At 74.1% G+C, this 19,190-nt stretch carries 17 protein-coding genes; 3 read left to right on the top strand and 14 right to left on the bottom strand.

The window, feature by feature from the left end; translation table 11 throughout:
* Positions 1–2: 2 nt before the first annotated feature.
* From kdpF to crcB (MRBLMG1_RS33800), 4 genes are all read right to left on the bottom strand, one after another.
* On the bottom strand, positions 3–92 hold the full coding sequence (gene kdpF, locus MRBLMG1_RS33815; protein WP_033204243.1) for a K(+)-transporting ATPase subunit F: 90 nt from the start codon (positions 90–92) through the stop codon (positions 3–5).
* A gap of 266 nt (positions 93–358) precedes the next feature.
* The gene (gene crcB, locus MRBLMG1_RS33810; RefSeq protein WP_367827965.1) at positions 359–712 is read right to left on the bottom strand and encodes a fluoride efflux transporter CrcB; all 354 of its coding nucleotides are present in this window, start codon (positions 710–712) and stop codon (positions 359–361) included.
* The gene (locus MRBLMG1_RS33805; RefSeq protein WP_367827964.1) at positions 709–1,056 is read right to left on the bottom strand and encodes a DUF190 domain-containing protein; all 348 of its coding nucleotides are present in this window, start codon (positions 1,054–1,056) and stop codon (positions 709–711) included. Before MRBLMG1_RS33805 ends, crcB (MRBLMG1_RS33810) begins: the two co-directional genes overlap by 4 nt.
* Positions 1,057–1,061: 5 nt before the next feature.
* A complete protein-coding gene (crcB, locus tag MRBLMG1_RS33800; protein WP_367827963.1) occupies positions 1,062–1,484 on the bottom strand; it encodes a fluoride efflux transporter CrcB in 423 nt (140 codons plus the stop codon).
* A gap of 387 nt (positions 1,485–1,871) precedes the next feature.
* On the opposite strand from crcB (MRBLMG1_RS33800), the gene MRBLMG1_RS33795 reads away from it, so the two are divergent.
* Positions 1,872–3,131 (top strand): IS701 family transposase, encoded by a 1,260-nt coding sequence (locus MRBLMG1_RS33795; RefSeq protein WP_367827962.1) that lies wholly within the window; start codon positions 1,872–1,874, stop codon positions 3,129–3,131.
* A gap of 81 nt (positions 3,132–3,212) precedes the next feature.
* Here the strand turns inward: MRBLMG1_RS33795 and MRBLMG1_RS33790 are convergent, their stop codons facing one another.
* The 4 genes from MRBLMG1_RS33790 to MRBLMG1_RS33775 form a co-directional block, all read right to left on the bottom strand.
* Positions 3,213–5,246: a helix-turn-helix domain-containing protein gene (locus MRBLMG1_RS33790; protein WP_367827961.1), complete on the bottom strand. Its 2,034-nt coding sequence runs from the start codon at positions 5,244–5,246 to the stop codon at positions 3,213–3,215.
* A gap of 182 nt (positions 5,247–5,428) precedes the next feature.
* Positions 5,429–6,310 (bottom strand): AfsR/SARP family transcriptional regulator, encoded by an 882-nt coding sequence (locus tag MRBLMG1_RS33785; protein WP_367827960.1) that lies wholly within the window; start codon positions 6,308–6,310, stop codon positions 5,429–5,431.
* A 330-nt stretch (positions 6,311–6,640) separates the two neighbouring features.
* Positions 6,641–7,111, bottom strand: a complete 471-nt coding sequence (locus MRBLMG1_RS33780) for a DUF1772 domain-containing protein (protein ID WP_367827959.1) — start codon at positions 7,109–7,111, stop codon at positions 6,641–6,643.
* 76 nt (positions 7,112–7,187) lie between these two features.
* Complete coding sequence (locus MRBLMG1_RS33775) at positions 7,188–8,795, bottom strand: vWA domain-containing protein (protein ID WP_367827958.1); 1,608 nt, start codon at positions 8,793–8,795, stop codon at positions 7,188–7,190.
* Positions 8,796–9,011: 216 nt separating this feature from the next.
* On the opposite strand from MRBLMG1_RS33775, the gene MRBLMG1_RS33770 reads away from it, so the two are divergent.
* Positions 9,012–9,731: a DNA-binding response regulator gene (locus tag MRBLMG1_RS33770; RefSeq protein ID WP_367827957.1), complete on the top strand. Its 720-nt coding sequence runs from the start codon at positions 9,012–9,014 to the stop codon at positions 9,729–9,731.
* A gap of 66 nt (positions 9,732–9,797) precedes the next feature.
* On the opposite strand, the gene MRBLMG1_RS33765 is transcribed toward MRBLMG1_RS33770, so the two are convergent.
* Entirely contained in the window at positions 9,798–10,673 is an 876-nt protein-coding gene (locus MRBLMG1_RS33765) for an ABC transporter permease (protein ID WP_367827956.1), read from the bottom strand.
* Positions 10,670–13,309 carry an alpha/beta fold hydrolase gene (locus tag MRBLMG1_RS33760; RefSeq protein WP_367827955.1) on the bottom strand — a complete coding sequence of 880 codons (2,640 nt, stop codon included), beginning with the start codon at positions 13,307–13,309 and terminating at the stop codon, positions 10,670–10,672. Before MRBLMG1_RS33760 ends, MRBLMG1_RS33765 begins: the two co-directional genes overlap by 4 nt.
* 139 nt (positions 13,310–13,448) lie before the next feature.
* Here MRBLMG1_RS33760 and MRBLMG1_RS33755 point away from each other — a divergent pair, with 139 nt between their 5' ends.
* Positions 13,449–13,868 (top strand): GNAT family N-acetyltransferase, encoded by a 420-nt coding sequence (locus MRBLMG1_RS33755; protein ID WP_367827954.1) that lies wholly within the window; start codon positions 13,449–13,451, stop codon positions 13,866–13,868.
* Positions 13,869–13,947: 79 nt separating this feature from the next.
* Here the strand turns inward: MRBLMG1_RS33755 and mmsA are convergent, their stop codons facing one another.
* The 4 genes from mmsA to iolC are packed head-to-tail and all read right to left on the bottom strand — an operon-like array spanning position 13,948 to position 19,118.
* Positions 13,948–15,450 carry a CoA-acylating methylmalonate-semialdehyde dehydrogenase gene (gene mmsA / locus MRBLMG1_RS33750; protein ID WP_367827953.1) on the bottom strand — a complete coding sequence of 501 codons (1,503 nt, stop codon included), beginning with the start codon at positions 15,448–15,450 and terminating at the stop codon, positions 13,948–13,950.
* A gap of 14 nt (positions 15,451–15,464) precedes the next feature.
* Positions 15,465–17,336 carry a 3D-(3,5/4)-trihydroxycyclohexane-1,2-dione acylhydrolase (decyclizing) gene (gene iolD, locus MRBLMG1_RS33745; RefSeq protein WP_367827952.1) on the bottom strand — a complete coding sequence of 624 codons (1,872 nt, stop codon included), beginning with the start codon at positions 17,334–17,336 and terminating at the stop codon, positions 15,465–15,467.
* Positions 17,333–18,157, bottom strand: a complete 825-nt coding sequence (iolB, locus tag MRBLMG1_RS33740; RefSeq protein WP_367827951.1) for a 5-deoxy-glucuronate isomerase — start codon at positions 18,155–18,157, stop codon at positions 17,333–17,335. Before iolB ends, iolD begins: the two co-directional genes overlap by 4 nt.
* Positions 18,158–18,167: 10 nt before the next feature.
* Positions 18,168–19,118, bottom strand: coding sequence for a 5-dehydro-2-deoxygluconokinase (iolC, locus tag MRBLMG1_RS33735; RefSeq protein ID WP_367828125.1), 951 nt, complete (start codon positions 19,116–19,118; stop codon positions 18,168–18,170).
* Between the last annotated feature and the right edge of the window lie 72 nt (positions 19,119–19,190).

The raw sequence follows: 19,190 nt of genomic DNA, 5'->3' as shown, positions 1-19,190 counted from the left end.
GCTCAGAACCTCTCGGGCTTGACGAGGGCGAGGACGAGATAGCCGAGGAGGGCGGCCGCGACCAGCAGGCCGACGATGTTCTCGGCGCTCACAGCTTGGCCACCCCCTTGGCGATGAAGGCCACCAGCGCGAAGACCGCGATCGTGGTGACGACGAAGGCCACGTCGGCCATCGTGAGCTCCCGGGTGCAGGAAGAAGGAAGAACGGATTCTCGGACAAGATGAGGAAACCTCTCCCCGAGCCGTTCGCCGCCGCCGTTGACGTGCCCCTAACGCCGCGAATGCCCGTCTTGACGCTTCTCGTACGAGCGGTCGACGCTTCCCGTGCGAGAACCGGACCGGCGCTCGTCAGGCCCGGCTCAGAGCAGCCCGGCCGTCCGGACTCCCAGCCAGACGGCTCCGAGTCCGGCGGCCAGGCTGCCGGCCGCGTTCAGGAGCGCGTACCCCTTCGCCCCGTCCTCGTGCAGCTTCAGCGTCTCGTACGAGAAGGTCGAGTACGTGGTCAGCGCCCCGCAGAACCCCGTGCCGAGCAGCAGGGACACGTGGGCCGACGAGACGCCGGTGAGCAGCCCGAGGACGAACGAGCCGACGACGTTCACGACGAAGGTGCCCCAGGGGAACACCGGGTCGTGCCGGGCCCTGAGGGCCCGGTCCGTCAGATACCGCAGGGGCGCGCCGACGGCGGCGCCGACCACGACGAGCAGCCAGTTCACCCCCGCGGCTCCCGGCCCTCGTACCGGACGACCTCGCAGTCGTCGAGGAGCACCAGACCCTCCGTCACCAGCTCGTCGAGCTGCGGCAGGAAGTCCCGGATCCGCTGCTCCGTGTCCACGATCAGGATCGCGACCGGCAGGTCCTCGCCGAGCGACAGGAGGCGGGTCGTGTGGATGCGGGACGAGGCGCCGAACCCCTCGACGCCCCGGAAGACGGAGGCGCCGGCGAGGCCGGCGACGTGCGCCCGGTGCACGATCTCGGTGAAGAGCGGCCGGTGGTGCCAGGTGTCGTTCTCGCCGACGAGGATCGTCAGCCGCAGGGCCCGGCCGGTGAGTCGTGTCATCGTGGTCATCCCCTCGCCCTCGCCCGGGCCCTCGCCTGCGCGGTCCGGGTCGCGGTGACTCCGGCCCAGACGGCGGCGAGCGCGGTGACCGCGGTCCCGCCCAGGTAGAGCAGTCCGCGGCCCGGGTCGCCGGCGGCGAGCAGCCGCTCGGTGTCGAGGGTGTACGTCGAGAAGGTGGTGAACCCGCCGCAGAAGCCGGTGCCGAGGAGCGGGCGCAGCAGGGGGTGCGGGGCGGTGGTGGCCTCGGTGGCGAGGACCATGAGGACGCCGAGCGCGGCGCAGCCCGCCATGTTGACGGTGAACGTGGTCCAGGGGAAGGCGTGGGCCGGGGTGGGCCAGAGCAGAGCCGCTCCGTAGCGGGCGGAGGCGCCGAGCGCACCGCCGACGGCGACCGCTCCGACGACGGGCAGCTGACCGCGCGGTTCCATACCCACAGGTTACGGGGGCGCCGAGGCGAGGCGCACAGGCGGATCCCGGCCTGGGGCATTAACCGGGGTACGCCCGTGCGGCCTCGCTCTGCGATGGTCCGGCCACTCCCTGCTACGGGTCAAAGCGGGGCCGGTGAGTCTGTCAGATCCCCCGAGGGGTGCCCGCGCCACACCCGAGGGGCCCAGGGAATCCCTGAGGAGCACCGTGTCGGGCCCTCCGGAGGGCTCACGGGGACGGCTTCGACCTGCGGAAACGCCGGGGTAGGTGGTCCGGCCACCATCCGGCGGCCGATTCGGGTGCCGGGTACACCTCGTGCCCGGGGTGCGTGACGGGCGACGGTGGTGGGGCAGCGGGAGGGAGCTGCGCAACCTTCGGGCAGGAGTGTCGTGAGTACATCCGTCGCAATCAAGCGCAGGGCCACCACCGGGGCCGCTCTTCCGGCAGCGTCCCTCGGCGTCGTCCGGTCCACAGCGGCCGCCGGCGCGAACGGGGACGTCCACGCCGAGCTGTGCAGCGCGCTCTTCGCCGGCTTCCCGCGCCGCGACCAGCGCCTGAAGGCCGAGCAGTACCTGCACGGCCTGCTCACCGCGCAGGGCCGCAAGTCGATCCGCAACATCGCGGCCCAGATAGGCGGGCCCGCGGCCGAGCAGAGCCTGCACCACTTCGTCTCCAGCTCCACCTGGGACTGGCAGCCCATGCGGGCCGCGCTCGCCCGGTACCTGGAGCGGAACGGCTGCCCGCAGGCGTGGGTGGTGCGGCCGATGCCGATCCCGAAGGCCGGGGAGCACTCGGTGGGCGTGGACCGGCGCTTCGACCCGGAGCGCGGGCAGGTCTTCCACGGCCAGCAGGCGTTCGGGGTGTGGTTCGCCAGCGACGAGCTGAGCGTCCCGGTCAACTGGCGGCTGTTCCTGCCGGACCCCTGGGTGAACGACCGCACGCGGCGCGACCGCGCGGAGGTCCCCCAGGAGGCCGGCGAGGAGACGCTGGAGGAGTGCGCGGTCGCCGTGGCCCTCGACACGGCCCGCTGGGCCGACGTCACCCGCAAGCCGGTGCTCCTCGACATCCGCGGCGGCGCCGGGCGGGCGGCCCTCACCCGGCTCGCGGCGGCCGGGGTGCCGGTCGTCGCCCGCATCGGCCCGGGGGCGAGGCTCGCCATCGCCGACCGGTCGCTGCCGGGCTTCGGGGCGGGTCCGCTCTCCGCCCATCAGATCCTGGAGTCCCTCAAGGGCCTGCGCAGGCCGGTGAGCTGGGTCGACACCGTGGCCGGCGCGCGGACCTCGCGCACCTCGCTCGCCACGGCGGTGCGGGTGGCGCTGCCCTCGCCGGGCGGCGAGCGGATGCGTCCGCTGGTGCTGCTCGGCGAGTGGGACGACCCGCGGCGGCCGGTGAGCCGGGTGTGGATCAGCGATCTGACCAACTCGCCGGTGGGCTCGCTGCTGCGGCTGACGAAACTGGAGCGCCGGGTCGAGCGGGACTTCGCGGAGGTCGGCGAAGGGGCGGGGCTGCGGGACTTCGTGGGCCGTTCGTTCCGCGGCTGGCACCGGCACATCACGCTGGCCTCGGCGGCCCACGCGGCGACGGTCCTGTCCACCGGCTGGGAGGCGGCCTACGACGCCGGCTACGCGTCGGGGCGCACGGCCAGCTGACGACCCGCGCCCGGCGCCCTCCCCGGCCGCGCGCCCGCCGGCACCGACCGCCCCGGCCCGCCCCAACGGGCCGGGCGGCGGTCAGGTCGCGCGGTCCTGCGGGGCCGGCGGGCGGGTCGGGTCGGCGGCGGCTCGGCCCTGGGCGAGGACCTCGCGGGTGCGCTGGAGGCGCAGCGCCAGCTGGACTTCGAGGACCTGGCCGGGCTTCTGCCACTCGGGGCCGAGGAGTTCGCCGATCCGCTCCAGGCGGCGCGAGACCGTGTTCGGGTGGACGTGGAGCGCCTCGGCCGCGTTCGTGGGGCTGCCGCCCGAAGCGAAGTACGCCTCCAGGGTGCGGGTGAGGTCGGTGAACCGCTCGGCGTCGTAGTCGAGCACGGGGCCGATCGCCGACTCGACGAACCCCTCGACGTCGTGGTCGTCGGAGAGCAGCAGCCCCAGGAAGCCCAGGTCCTGCACGGAGGCCGCCGAGCCGGTGCCGCCGAGGGCGCTCATGGCGTCGAGGCAGCGTCCGGCCTCCTGGTGCATGCGCCCCACGCCGTCCGGGCTCCAGCCGGGTCCTGCGGCGGCCACCGAGACGGGGTGGCCGAGCAGCGGGGACAGTTCGGCGGCGACGGCCTTGGCCGCGGCGGAGGCGTCGATGCCGGGGAGGAGCAGCACGATGCAGCCGCCCTGCACGGTCTTCAGGCCGGAGAGGCGGTACGCGTACGAGGACGCCCACACCACCGCGCGGCCCTGCTCGCCGCCCTCCGGCCTGGCCACCACGAGGACGTGCGGTTTGCGCAGGTCGACGCCGAGGCGGCGGGCCCGCTGGGCGATCTGCTGCGGCGCGTGCGGCGGGTCGGCGATGAGGTCGTCGAGGAGTTCGTCGCGGACCGGGCCTTCGGCGACGGCCGTGGAGCGGCGCATGAGGAGGAGGAAGGCGACGGCCTGGGCGGCGAGTTCGAGGAGCCGCTCGTCCTCGCCGGTGAGTCCGCTGGCGGCGCGGACGACGAGGCCGCCGAGGTCCTCGGAGCCGGCGATGACGGGGGCGACCCAGGTGTCGTCGGCGGCGAGGACGGGGCGGCGGCGGGCGTGCGCGTCGAGGGACGCCTTGGCGACGGCCTCCTCGTCGAGGGCGGGGACGTCGCCGGCGGTGGCGAGGCAGCGGCCGCCCTGGTCGCGGATCGTCACGGTCGCGTCGAGCGCGTCGGCGGCCGCCTTGGCCACGTTGCACAGGTCGCCGCCGGACAGGACGAGGTTCATGATGCGGCCGTGGGTCTCGCTGACGTGCCGCATGCGGGTCAGGCTGGTGCGCACCCGGGAGCTGTCGCGTTCGAGTTCGGAGACCTCGGCCCGGGTCCGGTCGAGGAGTCCGGCCTTGTCGACGGCGAGGGCGGCGAGGTCGGCGAGCGCGGCGAGCAGTCCGACCTCCTCCGGGGTGTGGTCGCGGACCCGCCGGTCCGCGCCGTGCAGGGCGCCGATCACGGTGTCGCCGCTGCGCAGCGGCGCGGCCATCATCGCGTGCACGCCCTCGGCCCGCAGGGCCGCTTCGGCGGCCTCGTCGAAGGCGGGGGCGTGGACGCCGGCGTCGAGGGAGCCGGAGGGTGCGAAGCGTTCGTCGGCGAGGTAGTCGGCGGTCCAGACGGGCTCGCCGTGGAGCTGGACGGCGCCGCCGAGCCCGTACCCCTCGACGATCTTGAGTCCGGGGGCGAGGCGCGGTCCGCCGGTGCGGTCGGCGCCGGCGCGGGAGCCCTCGGTGGTGTGGACGTAGCAGGCGCCGTGCGGGGCGCGCAGGGTCACGTACACGAGGTCGAGGCCGAGGAGCCGCCGGGCGCGGCGGGTGATGACGCGCAGCAGGCTGTCGAGGTCGTACGAGAAGGTCAGGTCGCGGGTGGTGTCGGTGAGGATGGCGAGGGCGGACTCGCGGCGGGCGTCCTGCTCGCGTCCGGCGTGGATGCGGTCGGCGAGCTCGACGGCCCGCTCCAGGCGGACCAGTCCTTCGCCGTCGAGACCGGCCAGGCGGGCGTCGTCGAGGAGGGCTTCGACCTGGGCGGGCGGCGCCTGTCGGGCGACCAGTTCGAGGACCGTGAGCAGCGCGTCGGCACCACCGGCTCCGTCCGCGCCGTGCAAGGTCATGGCCCCTACCCCCGTAGTCGAGCGAAATCGGGCACCTCGGAGGAAACCCGTACTGCTCGCCGAAAACTAATTCCGCTTCGGGAGTCGGTCAACGGTGACCTGCCGCACTTCATTCCCCGGTGCGTCTCCCGGCGCCCGATCGGCCGGGACGCGCCCGGCCGGCCGGCGGTTCCGGCGGGCCGTCAGCCGACGGATCCGGCCGGGACGAGCCGGGCGCGCACCGGGGTGTACTGGGCGGGGACGCGGGGCCCGAAGGCGGGGCGGCCGGTGGTGTGCCGGACGGCGAGGGCCGAGCGGTGGAGGCGGCGCAGCCGCGCCGAGGGTTCCATGCCGCTCTCGCCCTTGAGGGCCCCCCGCAGCCGTTCGTAGGTGGCGAGGGCCTCGTCGTGGTGGCCGCAGCGCAGCAGGGCGACCATGAGGTGGGCGTGCAGCGGTTCGTTGGTGCGGTAGCGGGCGACGAGTCCGGAGAGCTCGGAGAGGAGTTCGGCGTGCCGGCCGAGGCCGAGCTGGGCTTCGATCCACTGGTCGAGGACGCTCAGCCGGGAGGTTTCGAGGCGCTCGATCTCCCGGCGGATGCGGGGTCCCGCGGCCACGCCCGCGTAGGGGTCGCCGCGCCAGAGGGCGAGTGCCTCGCCGAGGCGGAGCGCGGCGCGCGGGAGGTCGCCGGCCTCCATGGCGCGGTAGCCGGCGCCCGCGGCCCGCTCGAACTGCCAGACGTCGTGGGCGCCGCCGCCGGTGTCGAGGCGGTAGCCGCCGGGCTGGGCGACGAGGACGGCGTCGGCGGTGCGCCGCTCCGACCAGCCGGGGCGCGGCTCGGCCGGTTCGGCGCCGCGCAGGGCGCTCGCTATGAGTCCGCGCAACTCCGCTATGTGTCCTTGGAGTTCGGCGCGGGCCGCGCGCGGCGCGCCGGACGGCCACAGCTCCTCGGTGAGGACCGTGACGGGTACGACCTGGTCGGCGCTGGCCGTGAGCAGGGCGAGCAGCTGCCGGGGTGCGGCCGCCGTCGGGGTGATCGACACCCCGTTCTCGCGTACCGACAGTCCCCCCAGAATCCGGACGTCCACCTTGCCCCCTCAGTGCCTGTGCGGTGTCTGCGCGCGGGATGACCTCTCGATGATTAGAAAAGACCCCCGTAGGCATGTCAATAAGAAACCGGGTGGTACGGAATACCGAACTCGGATATCGGGGTGATTCACACCTTTTGCACGGTTTTTGAAGGGTCAAGTTTTCGTCATTGGCGCAGACCTGTACCCGCTGGACGACTGTTTCCGGACTCAGGGGTACGCTTTCCAGGGGTCACCGCAGGGGGCGGGGACCCCTCGATGCGCGAGTTCCGGCCAGAAACCGACACGGGGGTTCGGTTTCTGGGCGGACTCGCGCGCCGAAGGCCCGTCCTAGAGCACGGCGGCGGCGGTGAGCAGGCCGAACGACACGGCGATCAGCGCCGTGCGGACGCGGTGGAACCCGTTCCACCGCTTCTCGAAGGCGGCCCGCACCCGCGCCGGGTCGTCGTCCGCGGTCCCCTCCGACGCGGCCAGCGCCACGTTGAGCGGGACGTTGCCGGCGACGGTGACCAGGTGGTTGAGGACCGCGCACACCAGCCCCGCGAGGACCAGCCACTTCTGGGTGTCGGTGCGCCCTTCGACGGGCACGAGGAACGCGGCGAGCGGGAAGGCGACCACGCCGAGGAAGACCGCGAGGAACACGGGCTTCGGCACCCACTCGTTGATCCGGCGCATGGCCGGGACGAACTCGGCGTCCGCCAGGCGGGCGAGCGCGGGCATGATCCCGGTCAGGAAGATCAGCAGGAAACCCGCGTAGAGTCCGGTGCATCCGACGGCGAGAGCGAGCAGCAGGGTGGCCATGCGGCCATTCTGACCCGCCGCCCGCCCTCCGCGCCGGTGGTACGGGGCAGTTGCTCGGACGTGCGTACGAACCGAGTCAGCTGTACGGGTCCCCCGACCTCAACTCACCCTCCTTCGACGGCCCTTCCCGCGGGCCCTCGTCCGGTCCGCGCAGACCGTGGGCCTGCCGGACCGCGTCGGCCAGCTCCCGGACCACCGCCGAACCCGACCGGTCGGCGATCGCCCCGGCCCGGTCCGCGAGCGCCGCGAGCCCCGGGTCGCCCGGCAGGTCGCCGCCGCGCAGGGCGTCCGCGAAGTAGGCGGTGATCGCGGTCAGTTGCAGGCTGTCGTGACCCGCCCCCCAGACGTCGCCGGTCAGCGCGCCCGTGGCGACCGCGCCGGACCGCTCGTGCGGCGCCCGGGTCGCCGGGTCGAGCCAGCGGACGGTGGCCGTGGCCACCGGGCCCGTCGCCCCGGGGCGGGTCTTGACCGCATACAGGGCGGTGACGGTGTGCCCGGCCCCGACCTCGCCGCCGTCCACCCGGTCGTCGCGGAAGTCCTCGTCGGCGACCTCGCGGTTCTCGTACCCGACGAGCCGGAACTTCTCGACCGTCCTGCGGTCGAAGGCCACCTGCGCCTTGGCGTCCCGGGCCCGCAGCTCGACGTGGGCGGGCAGCTGGTCCATGAAGACCTTGCGGGCCTGCGCCGAGTTGCCGACGTATGTCGTCTGGCCGTCGCCCTTGTCGGCGAGCTGCTCCATGAACGCGTCGCCGTACTCGCTGCCGACCCCCACGCCGAAGAGGGTGATCCCGTACGCCCTGCGCTCCTCCTCGATCCGGGTGAGGATCGTCCGCGCCTCGGTGGCGCCGGTGTTGGCGAGCGCGTCGGAGAGCAGCACGACCCGGTTGGTGGCGCCCTTCCGGTGACCCTCGACGGCCACGTCGTATCCGGTGCGGACGCCCGCCTCCACATTGGTGGACGAGCTCGTCCCCAGCGCGTCCACCACCTCGCGGATCCGGCCCCGGGCCGCCCCGACCCGGGTCATCGGCAGCCGGGTCTCGGCCTCGGCGCTGAAGGTGACGAGCGCGATCGAGTCGTCGTCGCGGAGCTGGTCGGCGAGCAGCACGAGCGACTCCTTGACCAGGTCGAGGCGCCCCGGCTCGCCCATCGAGCCGGAGACGTCGACGACGAACGTGAGGGCGGCCGGGGGGCGTTCGGCAGCCCGGTCGGCCCCCCGGGTGGCCAGCCCGACCCGCACCAGGGACCAGCCGTCCCGCCCGGTGCGCGCCCCGTCGACGGTCACGCTGAAGCCGTTGTCCGCCGGGCGCGGGTAGTCGGGCCGGAAGCTGTTGACGAACTCCTCGGGGCGCACGGTCGACGGGTCGGGCAGCCGCCCCTCGGCCAGCGTCCGGCGGGCGTAGCCGTACGAGGCGGTGTCGACGTCCAGGGCGAAGGTGGACAGGTAGTCGGGGGCGGGCACCGGGGAGCGCTGCTCGCCCTCCCGGGGCCGCTCGGTCCCGGTGCGCCCGCCGTCGGGGACCGCCGGGGCCGTCCGGCCCCCCTCCCGCACCCCCCGGTCGGCGTTGCTCCCGTCGCCGCTCGCGGCACAGCCGGTGACGGCGAGTCCGGCCGCGAGCAGCGCCGCGACCGCGGCCGGGAACCGGGCCCCCGTCCGCCGGGCCGCCCGCGCGTTCCGTCGTTCCATGACATCTCCCCCTCTTCGTACGGCACTTGTGAATGTGACGAACGAGAGGGCCGGATGGAGCAGTCGAAGGAGTTGCGGATGGATCTCGATGCGGCAACGGCGACGGGCCGCGCACGCGGGTGGCATGGATTCGCCATCCTCTTCAACAGGGGTTGTCACCGTGTGCAGTCACGTGCGTACATGGAGTGGACATCGATCGGGCGGGGGTGGTCAGCGGTGGCAGAGAGCGCGGGCTCCGTGATGCTCGCCCGTTCGGCGATGAACCGGGCCGCGACCGAGGGACAGCGGCCCGCGGGGCGCCCGGTCCGGGGTGCGCGGAGCATCAGCGCCGCGCTCGCCGGGCTGGCCGCTTCCACCCGGTACGAACTGCTGACCTTCGACGACCCCGTCGCCTCCGCCGGCTGCGCCATCCCCGGCCCGTTCCTGGAACTCGCGGGAGCGTGCATGCGGGCCGCGGCGGAGCGGGCCGACGAGGTCAGACGGATCGTCCCGAAGCACGCCCTGCCCCGCCTCGAAGGGGGGCTCCGGATCCCCGGCCGGGCCCGCCTGGCGGACGCCATCCCGTTCAAGATGATCGTCGTCGACCGTACGGTGGCCGCCGTGCCGCTCGATCTGGAGCTGCTCTACAACGGGCTGCTGCTGATCCGCGACCCGGTCGTGGTGCAGGCCCTCGTCCGCGCCCATCACGCCTGCTGGGCGGCGGCCGAGGAGCTGACGTACAGACCCCCGCCCCCTCCCCCGCCGTGCGATCTGCCGCCCCAGCTGCGGCCGGTCCTCGACGCCCTCCTGTCGGGGCTCACCGACGAGGCGGCCGCGGCCCGGCTCGGCATGTCGGCGCGGACCTACAGCCGCCGCGTCGGCGAGCTGATGGCGGCCCTCGGCACGACGAGCCGCTTCCGCGCGGGCGCGGAAGCGGCTCGAAGGGGGTGGGTCTGAACCGACCTCGGGGCTCCGGGAGCTTGAGACCTCTGGGCTCCCATGGACCTCCCGGCTCCGGGGGTCCTAGGACACGATGTCCTTGCGGGCGAAGCCCCGGAAGGCGAGCGCGAAGAGGACGACGGCGTACGTCACCGAGATCGCCGTGCCCTTCACCATGCCGCCCCATTCCAGCTGCGGCTGGAGCGCGTCGATCCAGGCGAACTGCCAGTGCGCCGGCAGGAAGTCGCGCCAGTCGCCGAGCGCCGTGACGGCGTCCAGGACGTTGCCGACGATCGTCAGGCCGACGGCGCCGCCCACCGCGCCGAGCGGGGCGTCGGTGCGGGTGGAGAGCCAGAAGGCGAGCCCCGCCGTGACCAGTTGGGAGGCGAACACGAACGCGACGGCGATACCGAGCCGCAGCAGCGATTCCCCGGCCGGCACCGCCCCGCCGGTCGGCAGGCTCAGCGGCCCCCAGCCGTAGGCGACCGTGCCGACGGCCAGGGCCACCAGCGGCAGGAGGACCATCGCGGCCGCGCTGTACCCGAGCGCGACCGCCAGCTTCGAGGCGAGGAGCCGCGAGCGCGGGACGGGCGCGGCGAGCAGGTACCGCAGCGAGGACCAACTCGCCTCCGAGGCGACCGTGTCCCCGCAGAACAGCGCCACCGGGACGACCAGGAGGAAACCGGCCGAGACGAAGAGGCAGGTCGCGGCGAAGTTGGCGCCGGACGTCGTCGCCGTGTCCATCAGGGTGATCCGGCCGCTGCGGTCCCCGTCCGCCGGGCCGCCGATCGCGAAGGCGGCGACCAGGATGAACGGCAGCGCGACGAGGATGCCGCCCATCACCAGGGTGCGCCGCCGCTTCCACTGGCGCAGCGCCTCGACGCGCAGGGGCAGGGTGCGACCCGCCCGGTAGCCGGGGGCGGACTCCGCCGCGCCCGGGAGGGTGCCGGTGGTGCTCATGCGGGTCCTCCTCCGATCAGGGTCAGGAACGCGTCCTCCAGGCGCCGGTGCGGGCCGACCCCGGTCAGCGGCACGTCCAGGCGGACGAGTTCGCCGATGAGGGCGGTCGCGTCGGCGCCGTCGAGGCGGACGAGGAGTCCGCCGTCGACGCGGGCGGCCGAGCCGACGCCGGGCAGGGCGGCGGTCTTCTCGACGAGCGCGTCGTCGATCTCCCCGGCCAGGGTCACGAGCAGGGTGTCGCCGGACCCGGTGATCTCGGCGACCGGTCCGGCCTGGACCAGCTGCCCCCGGTCCATGACGACGAGATGGGTGCAGGACTGCTCGACCTCGGCGAGGAGGTGGCTGGAGACGATGACGGTGCGGCCGCCGGCCGCGTACCGGATCATCACCTCGCGCATCTCGCGGATCTGCGGCGGGTCGAGTCCGTTGGTGGGCTCGTCGAGGATCAGCAGGTCCGGCAGGCCGAGCATGGCCTGGGCGAGGGCGAGGCGCTGCCGCATGCCCTGCGAGTAGGTCCGGACGGCGCGTTCGAGTGCGCCGCCCAGGTTGGCGATCCGCAGGGCCTCGTCGACGTGGGCGTCCTCGGCGGGGCGGCCGGTGGCCTTCCAGTACAGGTCCAGGTTCTCGCGGCCCGACAGGTGGGGCAGGAAGCCGGCGCCCTCGACGAACGCGCCGACCCGGGAGAGGACCGGGGCGCCGGGCCTGATCGCCTGGCCGAAGACCCTGATCTCGCCCTCGTCGGGGGTGATCAGGCCCATCAGCATGCGCAGGGTGGTGGTCTTGCCCGCGCCGTTCGGCCCGAGCAGGCCGAGGACCTGGCCCTGCTCGACGCGGAACGACAGGTCCCGGACGCTGTACCGGTCGCCGCCCTTGTACTTCTTCGACAGGCCGCTGATCTGGAGCGGTACGGCGACGAGTGCCGGGTCGGGCGCCGGGGCCGCGATCCTGCGGCGGGCGGTCAGGAGCAGCACGGCCGCGGCGGCCAGGCCGAGGAGCGGCAGGCCCCACACCCACCAGGGCAGGCCGGCGGCCTGGGTGGCGAGCCCGGGCGCGGTGGGCACGGTGAGCGGGCCTTCGACGGCGACCGTGTACCCGGCGGGGACCGTCGGGGACGCGTAACCGAGGTCGGTGGCGGCGACGACGAGCCGCAGCCGGTGCCCGGCCTCCACCTCGTGGTCGATCGCGGGCAGGGTCAGCGTGAGGTCGCGGCCGGCCCGGGCGTCGTCGACGCGGAAGGGGGCGACGAGCTGGGCGGGCAGCACCTGCTGCCGCCCGTCGGGCCCGACGTCGTACACCTTGGCGAAGAGGACGGCCGAGCCGTCGCCGGCGGTGGAGGTGACCTTGACGCGGACGGTCGGCGTCCCGGTGATCCGGACGGCCGTGGTCTGCGGCTTCGCGTCGAACCGGGCGTACTGGCCGGGGAAGTCGAGGGAGAGCCCGACACCGAGCGAGGACAGGCCCGAGAGTCCGCCGCCGAGGCCGGGGACCGCCGAGACGGCGGGCGGTGCCGCGCCGGCCGGGTTGGCGAAGGTCTGCGGCGGCCCCGCCAAGGGGACGGTCGTGGGGCCGTCGGCGAGCCCCGGGTAGCGGTCGGCGGTCGCGGCGCGCAGGGTGGCCCGCCCGTCGGTGGAGTCGACGCCGCCGGTACGGCTGACCCGGAAGGCGGGGCCGGTGTCGACGGAGGTGTCGCGCTTCAGCCAGCGGTCGAACCAGTCCCCGATCCGCCGCTCGACGCGCTCGGTCTCCCGGTCGCCGCCGTCGTGTCCGCCGGCGATCCAGTCGACGGCGACGGGGGCGCCGTTGGCGGTGAGGGTGCGGGCCATGGCGTCGGACTGCGCCAGGGTGAAGAGGGAGTCCGACTGGCCCTGGACGAGGAGCGCGGGCACCTTGATCCGGGAGCCGACGGCGGACGGGCTGCGGGCTTCGAGGAGCGCGCGGGCGGCGGCGTCGGGCTTCCCCGAGACGGCGACGCGCTGGTAGAGGGCGCAGACCTCGGGGGTGAACCGGCCGCAGCCGTCGGCGTTCCCGGCCCCCGGACGCTCGCCGGCAGAGAAGAAGATCCCGGCCCAGAGCTTCTTGAAGACGCCTTCGGGGAAGAGGGCGTCGGCCAGGTTCCAGTAGGTGATCTGCGGGGCGATCGCGTCGACGCGGGTGTCGTGTCCGGCGGCGAGCAGCGAGATCGCGCCGCCGTAGGAGGCGCCGGTGACACCGACGCGCGGGTCGCCGGGCGCGTCGAGGAGGACCTCGGGGCGGGCCGCGAGCCAGTCGATCAGCTTCCGGACGTCCCGGACCTCGCGGTCGGGGTCGTTGAGGCCGATCTCGCCGGTGGAGGCGCCGAAGCCGCGTGCCGACCAGGTGAGGACGGCGTAGCCGTCGCGGGCGAGCTGTTCGGCCTGGGCCCGGACGTCGTCCTTGGACCCGCCGAAGCCGTGGCCGAGGAGGACCGCGGGCCGCCGGCCCTCCCCGTCGCCGGTGAAGTACGAGGTGTCGAGCCGTACGCCGTCGACGGAGAGCGCCCGGTCCGCGCGGTGCACGGGCGGTGGATCGTCCGAGGCGACGGCGGTCCAGCTGCCGGCGCCCGCGAGGACGGCGAGCGCGGCGGTGACCGCGGCCCACCGGGGAAGTCGGAGTCGCATGGGGTCGAGCCTAGGCGGGTCGCCTGTGCGGCCGCGGCGCTCCCGAGGTGGATTCGGCGGCCTCCTGGAGTCGTACGCGCTACGGTCCGCGTACAGCAGGCGCGGTATGCGCACGGGGGTGCGCGTCAGGAGGTGCGGGATGGACATCCGGCGGGCGACGACGGTGGCCGAACTGGTCGCCGCGGAGCATCTGTACGACGGACCGGCGCGGCAGGCGTGGGCCGAGCGGTTCCTCGCGGCTCCGGGCCATCTGATGCTGATCGCGTACGCGGACGACGGCTTCCCGGCGGGGTTCGTGTCCGGGATCGAGATGATCCACCCGGACAAGGGCGTGGAGATGTGCCTGTACGAGCTGGCGGTGGACACGGGGCACCGGCGGCGCGGCCTGGGCCGGGCCCTCACGGAGGCCCTGGTGGCGGAGGCGCGGGAGCGCGGCTGCGCGGGCGCCTGGGTGCCGGTGGACACGGACAACGAGCCCGCGCTCGCCACGTACCGGGCGGCGGGCGCGGCGGACGAGGGCGTGTTCGCGATGCTCGGCTGGACCTTCGACGCGGGCTGACGCCGGGGTGTGCCGGGCACGGGGACGGCCCCCGGGGTGTGCTGTCAGCACCCCGGGGGCCGTTCTCGGGACCTGCCCGTCAGTGGTTGCGCGGGAAGCCCAGGTCGACGCCGGTCGGGCCGTCGGCCGGGTCGGGCCAGCGGGTGGTGACGACCTTGCCGCGGGTGTAGAAGTGCACGCCGTCGTTGCCGTAGATGTGGTGGTCGCCGAAGAGGGAGTCCTTCCAGCCACCGAAGGAGTGGTAGCCCACCGGCACCGGGATCGGCACGTTGACGCCGACCATGCCGGCCTCGACCTCCATCTGGAAGCGGCGGGCGGCGCCGCCGTCGCGGGTGAAGATCGCGGTGCCGTTGCCGAACGGCGAGGCGTTGATGAGGGCGAGGCCCTCCTCGTAGGTGTCGGCGCGCAGCACGCAGAGGACCGGGCCGAAGATCTCGTCCTGGTAGGCCTTGGCCGTGGTGGGCACGCGGTCGAGCAGGGAGAGGCCGATCCAGTGGCCGTTCTCGTGGCCGTCTACGGTGTAGCCGGTGCCGTCGAGGACGACCTCGCAGCCCTCGGCGGCGGCGCCGTGGACGTAGGAGGCGACCTTGTCGCGGTGGACGGCCGTGATGAGCGGGCCCATCTCGGAGGTGGGGTCGGTGCCGGGACCGATCTTGATCTTCTCGGCGCGCTCGCGGATCTTCTGGACGAGCTCGTCGCCGATGGCGCCGACGGCCACGACCGCGGAGATCGCCATGCAGCGCTCGCCGGCGGAGCCGTAGGCCGCGGAGACGGCCGCGTCGGCCGCCGCGTCGAGGTCGGCGTCCGGGAGGACCAGCATGTGGTTCTTCGCGCCGCCGAGCGCCTGGACGCGCTTGCCGTTGGCGGAGGCGGTGGTGTGGATGTGGCGGGCGATCGGGGTCGAGCCCACGAAGGAGATCGCGGAGACGTCCGGGTGCTCCAGGAGGCGGTCGACGGAGACCTTGTCGCCGTTCAGGACGTTGAAGACGCCGTCCGGGAGGCCCGCCTCGGCGAGCAGTTCGGCGATCTTCAGGGCCGGCGACGGGTCCTTCTCGCTCGGCTTGAGGATGAAGGTGTTGCCGGTCGCGATGGCGATCGGGAACATCCACATCGGCACCATGGCCGGGAAGTTGAAGGGCGTGATGCCCGCGACGACGCCGACCGGCTGGCGGATCGAGGCCACGTCCACGCGGTTCGAGACCTGGGTGGAGAGCTCGCCCTTGAGCTGGACGGTGATGCCGCAGGCCAGGTCGACGATCTCCAGGCCGCGGGCGACCTCGCCGAGCGCGTCCGAGTGGACCTTGCCGTGCTCGGCGACGATCAGCTCGGCGATCGCGTCGCGGTTGGCGTCGAGGAGCGCGCGGAACGTGAAGAGGATGGTGGTGCGCTGGGCGAGCGAGGAGGTGCCCCAGGTCGCGAAGGCGTCCTTCGCGGCGGCGACGGCGGCGTCGACCTCCTCGACGGAGGCGAGCGCGACGCGCGTGGTGACGGCACCGGTGGCCGGGTCCGTGACCGGGCCCCAGTTGCCCGACGTGCCCTCGACGGTCTTGCCACCGATCCAGTGGTGGACGGTCTTCGTCATGACGAGTTACTCCTTCAGAGATGGCGGCGTCGGGCGGTGACGTGCCGGTCGTACTCCTCGCGGGCCTTGACCGCCGACGGGCGGGTCGACGTCTCGGCCACGGGCACATCCCACCACGCCTGGGCCGGGGGCGGGCCCGACACTGTGTCGGGCGTTTCGGTCTCGACGTAGACACATGTGGGAACCGTCGCGTGCCGTGCGTCCGCGAGGGCTTCTCGCAGGTCACGGACGGTGCGGGGGCGGAGCACCCGCATACCGAGGGAGGCGGCGTTGGCGCCGAGGTCGATGGGGAGCGGGGCTCCGGTGTAGCCGCCGTCCGGGTCGCGGTGGCGGTAGTCGGTGCCGTAGCGCTCGGCGCCGACGGCCTCGGAGAGGCCGCCGATGGAGGCGTAGCCGTGGTTCTGCAGGACGATCAGCCGCAGGGGCAGCCGTTCCTGGACGGCGGTGACGATTTCGGTGGGGTTCATCAGGTACGTACCGTCGCCGACGAGGGCCCAGACGGGTCTGCCGGGCGCGGCGAGCAGCACGCCGAGGGCGGCGGGGATCTCGTAGCCCATGCAGGAGTATCCGTACTCGACGTGGTACTGGTCGGGTGAGCGGGGCCGCCACAGCTTGTGGAGGTCGCCGGGGAGCGATCCGGCGGCGTTGATCAGGATGTCGCTGGCGTCGACCAGAGTGTCGAGTACGCCGAGGACCTGGGCCTGGGTGGGGCGGGCGTCCTCGTCGGCGACGGCGTAGGCGCTGTCGACGCGGGTCCGCCAGCGGAGCCTCTCCTCGGCGTACTCGTGCGCGTAGTGCGCGGAGACGTGGTGCGGTTCCAGGAGCGTGTGGAGCTGTTCGAGGCCCTCGCGGGCGTCCGCCACGAGCGGGAGCGCGGCCAGCTTGTGGGAGTCGAAGGCGGCGATGTTGAGGTTGACGAACCGTACGTCGGGGTGGCCGAAGAGGGTGCCGGAGGCGGTGGTGAAGTCGGTCCAGCGGGTGCCGACGCCGATCACCACGTCGGCGGTGCGGGCCAGGTGGTCGGCGACGGCGGTGCCGGTGTGGCCGATGCCGCCGACGTCCTGGGGGTGGTCGTGCGGCAGCGCCCCCTTGCCGGCCTGGGTGGAGGCGACCGGGATGCCGCTCAGCGCGGCGAAGTCGTGGAGGGCCTCCTCGGCCCCGCTGTACCGGACGCCGCCGCCGGCGACGATCAGCGGGCGGGTGGCCCGGCCGATCGCCGCGACCGCCGCGTCCAGTTCGCCCTCGTCGGGGGAGGGTCGGCGGACCCGCCAGACCCGCTCGGCGAAGAAGTCCTCCGGCCAGTCGTACGCCTCCGCCTGGACGTCCTGGGGCAGGGCGAGGGTCACCGCGCCGGTCTCCACGGGGTCGGTGAGGACCCGCGCGGCGGCGAGGGCGGCGGGGATGAGGGCCTCGGGCCGACCGATCCGGTCGAAGTAGCGGGAGACGGGCCGCAGGCAGTCGTTGACCGACACGTCGCCGGCGTGGGGGAGCTGGAGCTGCTGGAGGACGGGATCGGCGGGGCGGGTGGCGAAGGTGTCGCCGGGCAGCAGCAGGACCGGCAGGTGGTTGACGGTGGCGAGGGCGGCGCCGGTGACGAGGTTGGTGGCGCCGGGGCCGATGGAGGTGGTGACGGCGTGCGCGGAGAGCCGGTTCGACTGGCGGGCGTAGCCGACGGCGGCGTGCACCATGGCCTGTTCGCTGCGGCCCTGGTGGAAGGGCATGAGCTCCGCGTCCTCGACGAGCGCCTGGCCGATCCCGGCGACGTTGCCGTGTCCGAAGATGCCCCAGGTGGCGGCGATCAGCCGTCGCCGTTCGCCGTCGCGTTCGGTGTGCTGGGCGGCGAGGAAGCGGACCAGCGCCTGGGCGACGGTCAGCCGGATGCTCATGCGTATCCCTCCGTGTGGTCCGGGTGGAAGCAGATCTTCCATGCCCGCTCGGGCCCGGGGCCCGCCATGACGTTGAGGTAGTAGAGAGCGTGACCCGGCTGGGCGATCGAGGGGCCGTGCCAGCCGTCGGGGACGAGGACGGCGTCGCCGTCCCGCACCTCGGCGAGGAGGTCGGCGCCGCCGGGCCTGGAGGGCGAGATCCGCTGGTAGGCGAGGCCGCCCGGGCCGTCGATCTCGTAGTAGTAGATCTCCTCGAGGACGGACTCGGCGCCGGGCCGGTGCTCGTCGTGCTTGTGCGGCGGGTAGGAGGACCAGTTGCCGCCGGGCGTGACGACCTCGACGGCGATGAGCCGGTCGCAGGCGAAGGCGTCGGCCGAGGCGAAGTTCCGCACCCGGCGGGCGCGGTTGCCGCTGCCCCGGGTCTCGACGGGAACCTCCGGCGCGGGGCCGTAGCGGGCGGGGAGTCGTCGCTCGCACTTCGCTCCTGCCAAAGCGAAGCGGCCTCCCGCGCCGGAGGCGATCTGGGCGTGGGCGTCGCGCGGTACGTAGGCGAAATCGGTCACTCCGTCGAACACGCCCGCGCGGCCCTGGAGTTCGAGGATCTCGCCGTCGACGCGCACGCTACAGGCACCGGCGAGGGGAAGCACGACCCATTCGCGATCTCCGCTGTCGAACGCGTGCGCCTCCCCGGGCCCGAGGGTGAGCACCCGGAGGGCGGAGTACGTCCATCCGGCCCGGTCGGGGTCGATGTCGACGGCGTACGGGCCTCGGGCGGCGGTCCCCGCGGGCAGGTGGAGGGAGGGGGGTCGGTCGGGGTTCATGCGCGGATCCCTACCCGTTGTTCGCCGGAATCGTTCCCGTGCCGGTGGCGAGTGCCGCGTCGATCTCGGAGGCGTATGGCATGGCGGAGGAGCAGGGGAGGCGGCCGGCGACGATCGCGCCGGCGGCGTTGGCGTGGCACAGGGTCCGTTCGAGGTCCCAGTCGGCGAGGAGGCCGTGGACGAGCGCCCCGCCGAACGCGTCGCCCGCGCCGAGGCCGTTGACGACCTCCACCGGCAGGGGCGGCACCTCGGCGCGGGTGCCGTCGGCGGAGACCGCGAGGACGCCCTTGGGGCCCTGCTTGACGACGGCGAGGCGGACCGTGCCGGTCGCGAGGAGCGCGCGGGCGGCGGCGTCGGGGTCGCGTTCCCCGGTGGCCACCTCGCACTCGTCGAGGTTGCCGACGGCGACGGTCGCGTGGCGGAGCGCCTCGGCGTAGTACGGGCGGGCCGCCGCCGGGTCCGCCCAGAACATCGGCCGCCAGTCCAGGTCGAACACCGTCGTCCCGCCGCCGGTGCGGGCCCGCAGTGCCGCCAGGGTCGCGGTGCGGCTGGGCTCGGCGCACAGGCCGGTGCCGGTCGCCCAGAAGACCCGGGCGGCGCGGATCGCGTCGAGGTCCAGTTCGTGCGGGTGGATCTCCAGGTCGGGGGCCTGGGGCCGCCGGTAGAAGTACAGCGGGAAGTCGTCGGGCGGGAAGAGCGCGCAGAAGGTGACGGGGGTGGGGTGGGCGTCGACCTCGGTGACCCAGCGCGCGTCCACGCCGAAGTCCGCCAGCTGCCTGCGCAGGAAGGTCCCGAAGGGGTCGGCCCCGGTGCGGGAGACCAGGGCGGTGCGCCGGCCGAGCCGGGCGGCGGCGACGGCCACGTTGGCCGCGGAGCCGCCGAGGAAGCGGCCGAAGGTGTCGACCAGGTCGAGCCCGACCCCGCTGGTCAGCGGGTACAGGTCCACGCCGAGGCGCCCCATGGTGATCAGCTCGTACGGCTCCGTCTCCACGCGCCACCTCTCGGCTCCGGCCCCGCCCTCAGGTCTAGTCGT

The sequence above is a fragment of the Streptomyces sp. LMG1-1-1.1 genome (genome assembly GCF_040815545.1).
In the GTDB taxonomy this organism is placed as follows: domain Bacteria; phylum Actinomycetota; class Actinomycetes; order Streptomycetales; family Streptomycetaceae; genus Streptomyces.
Note: the sequence above shows the minus strand (reverse complement) of the source record. Positions and strands in the feature narration are given on the sequence as shown.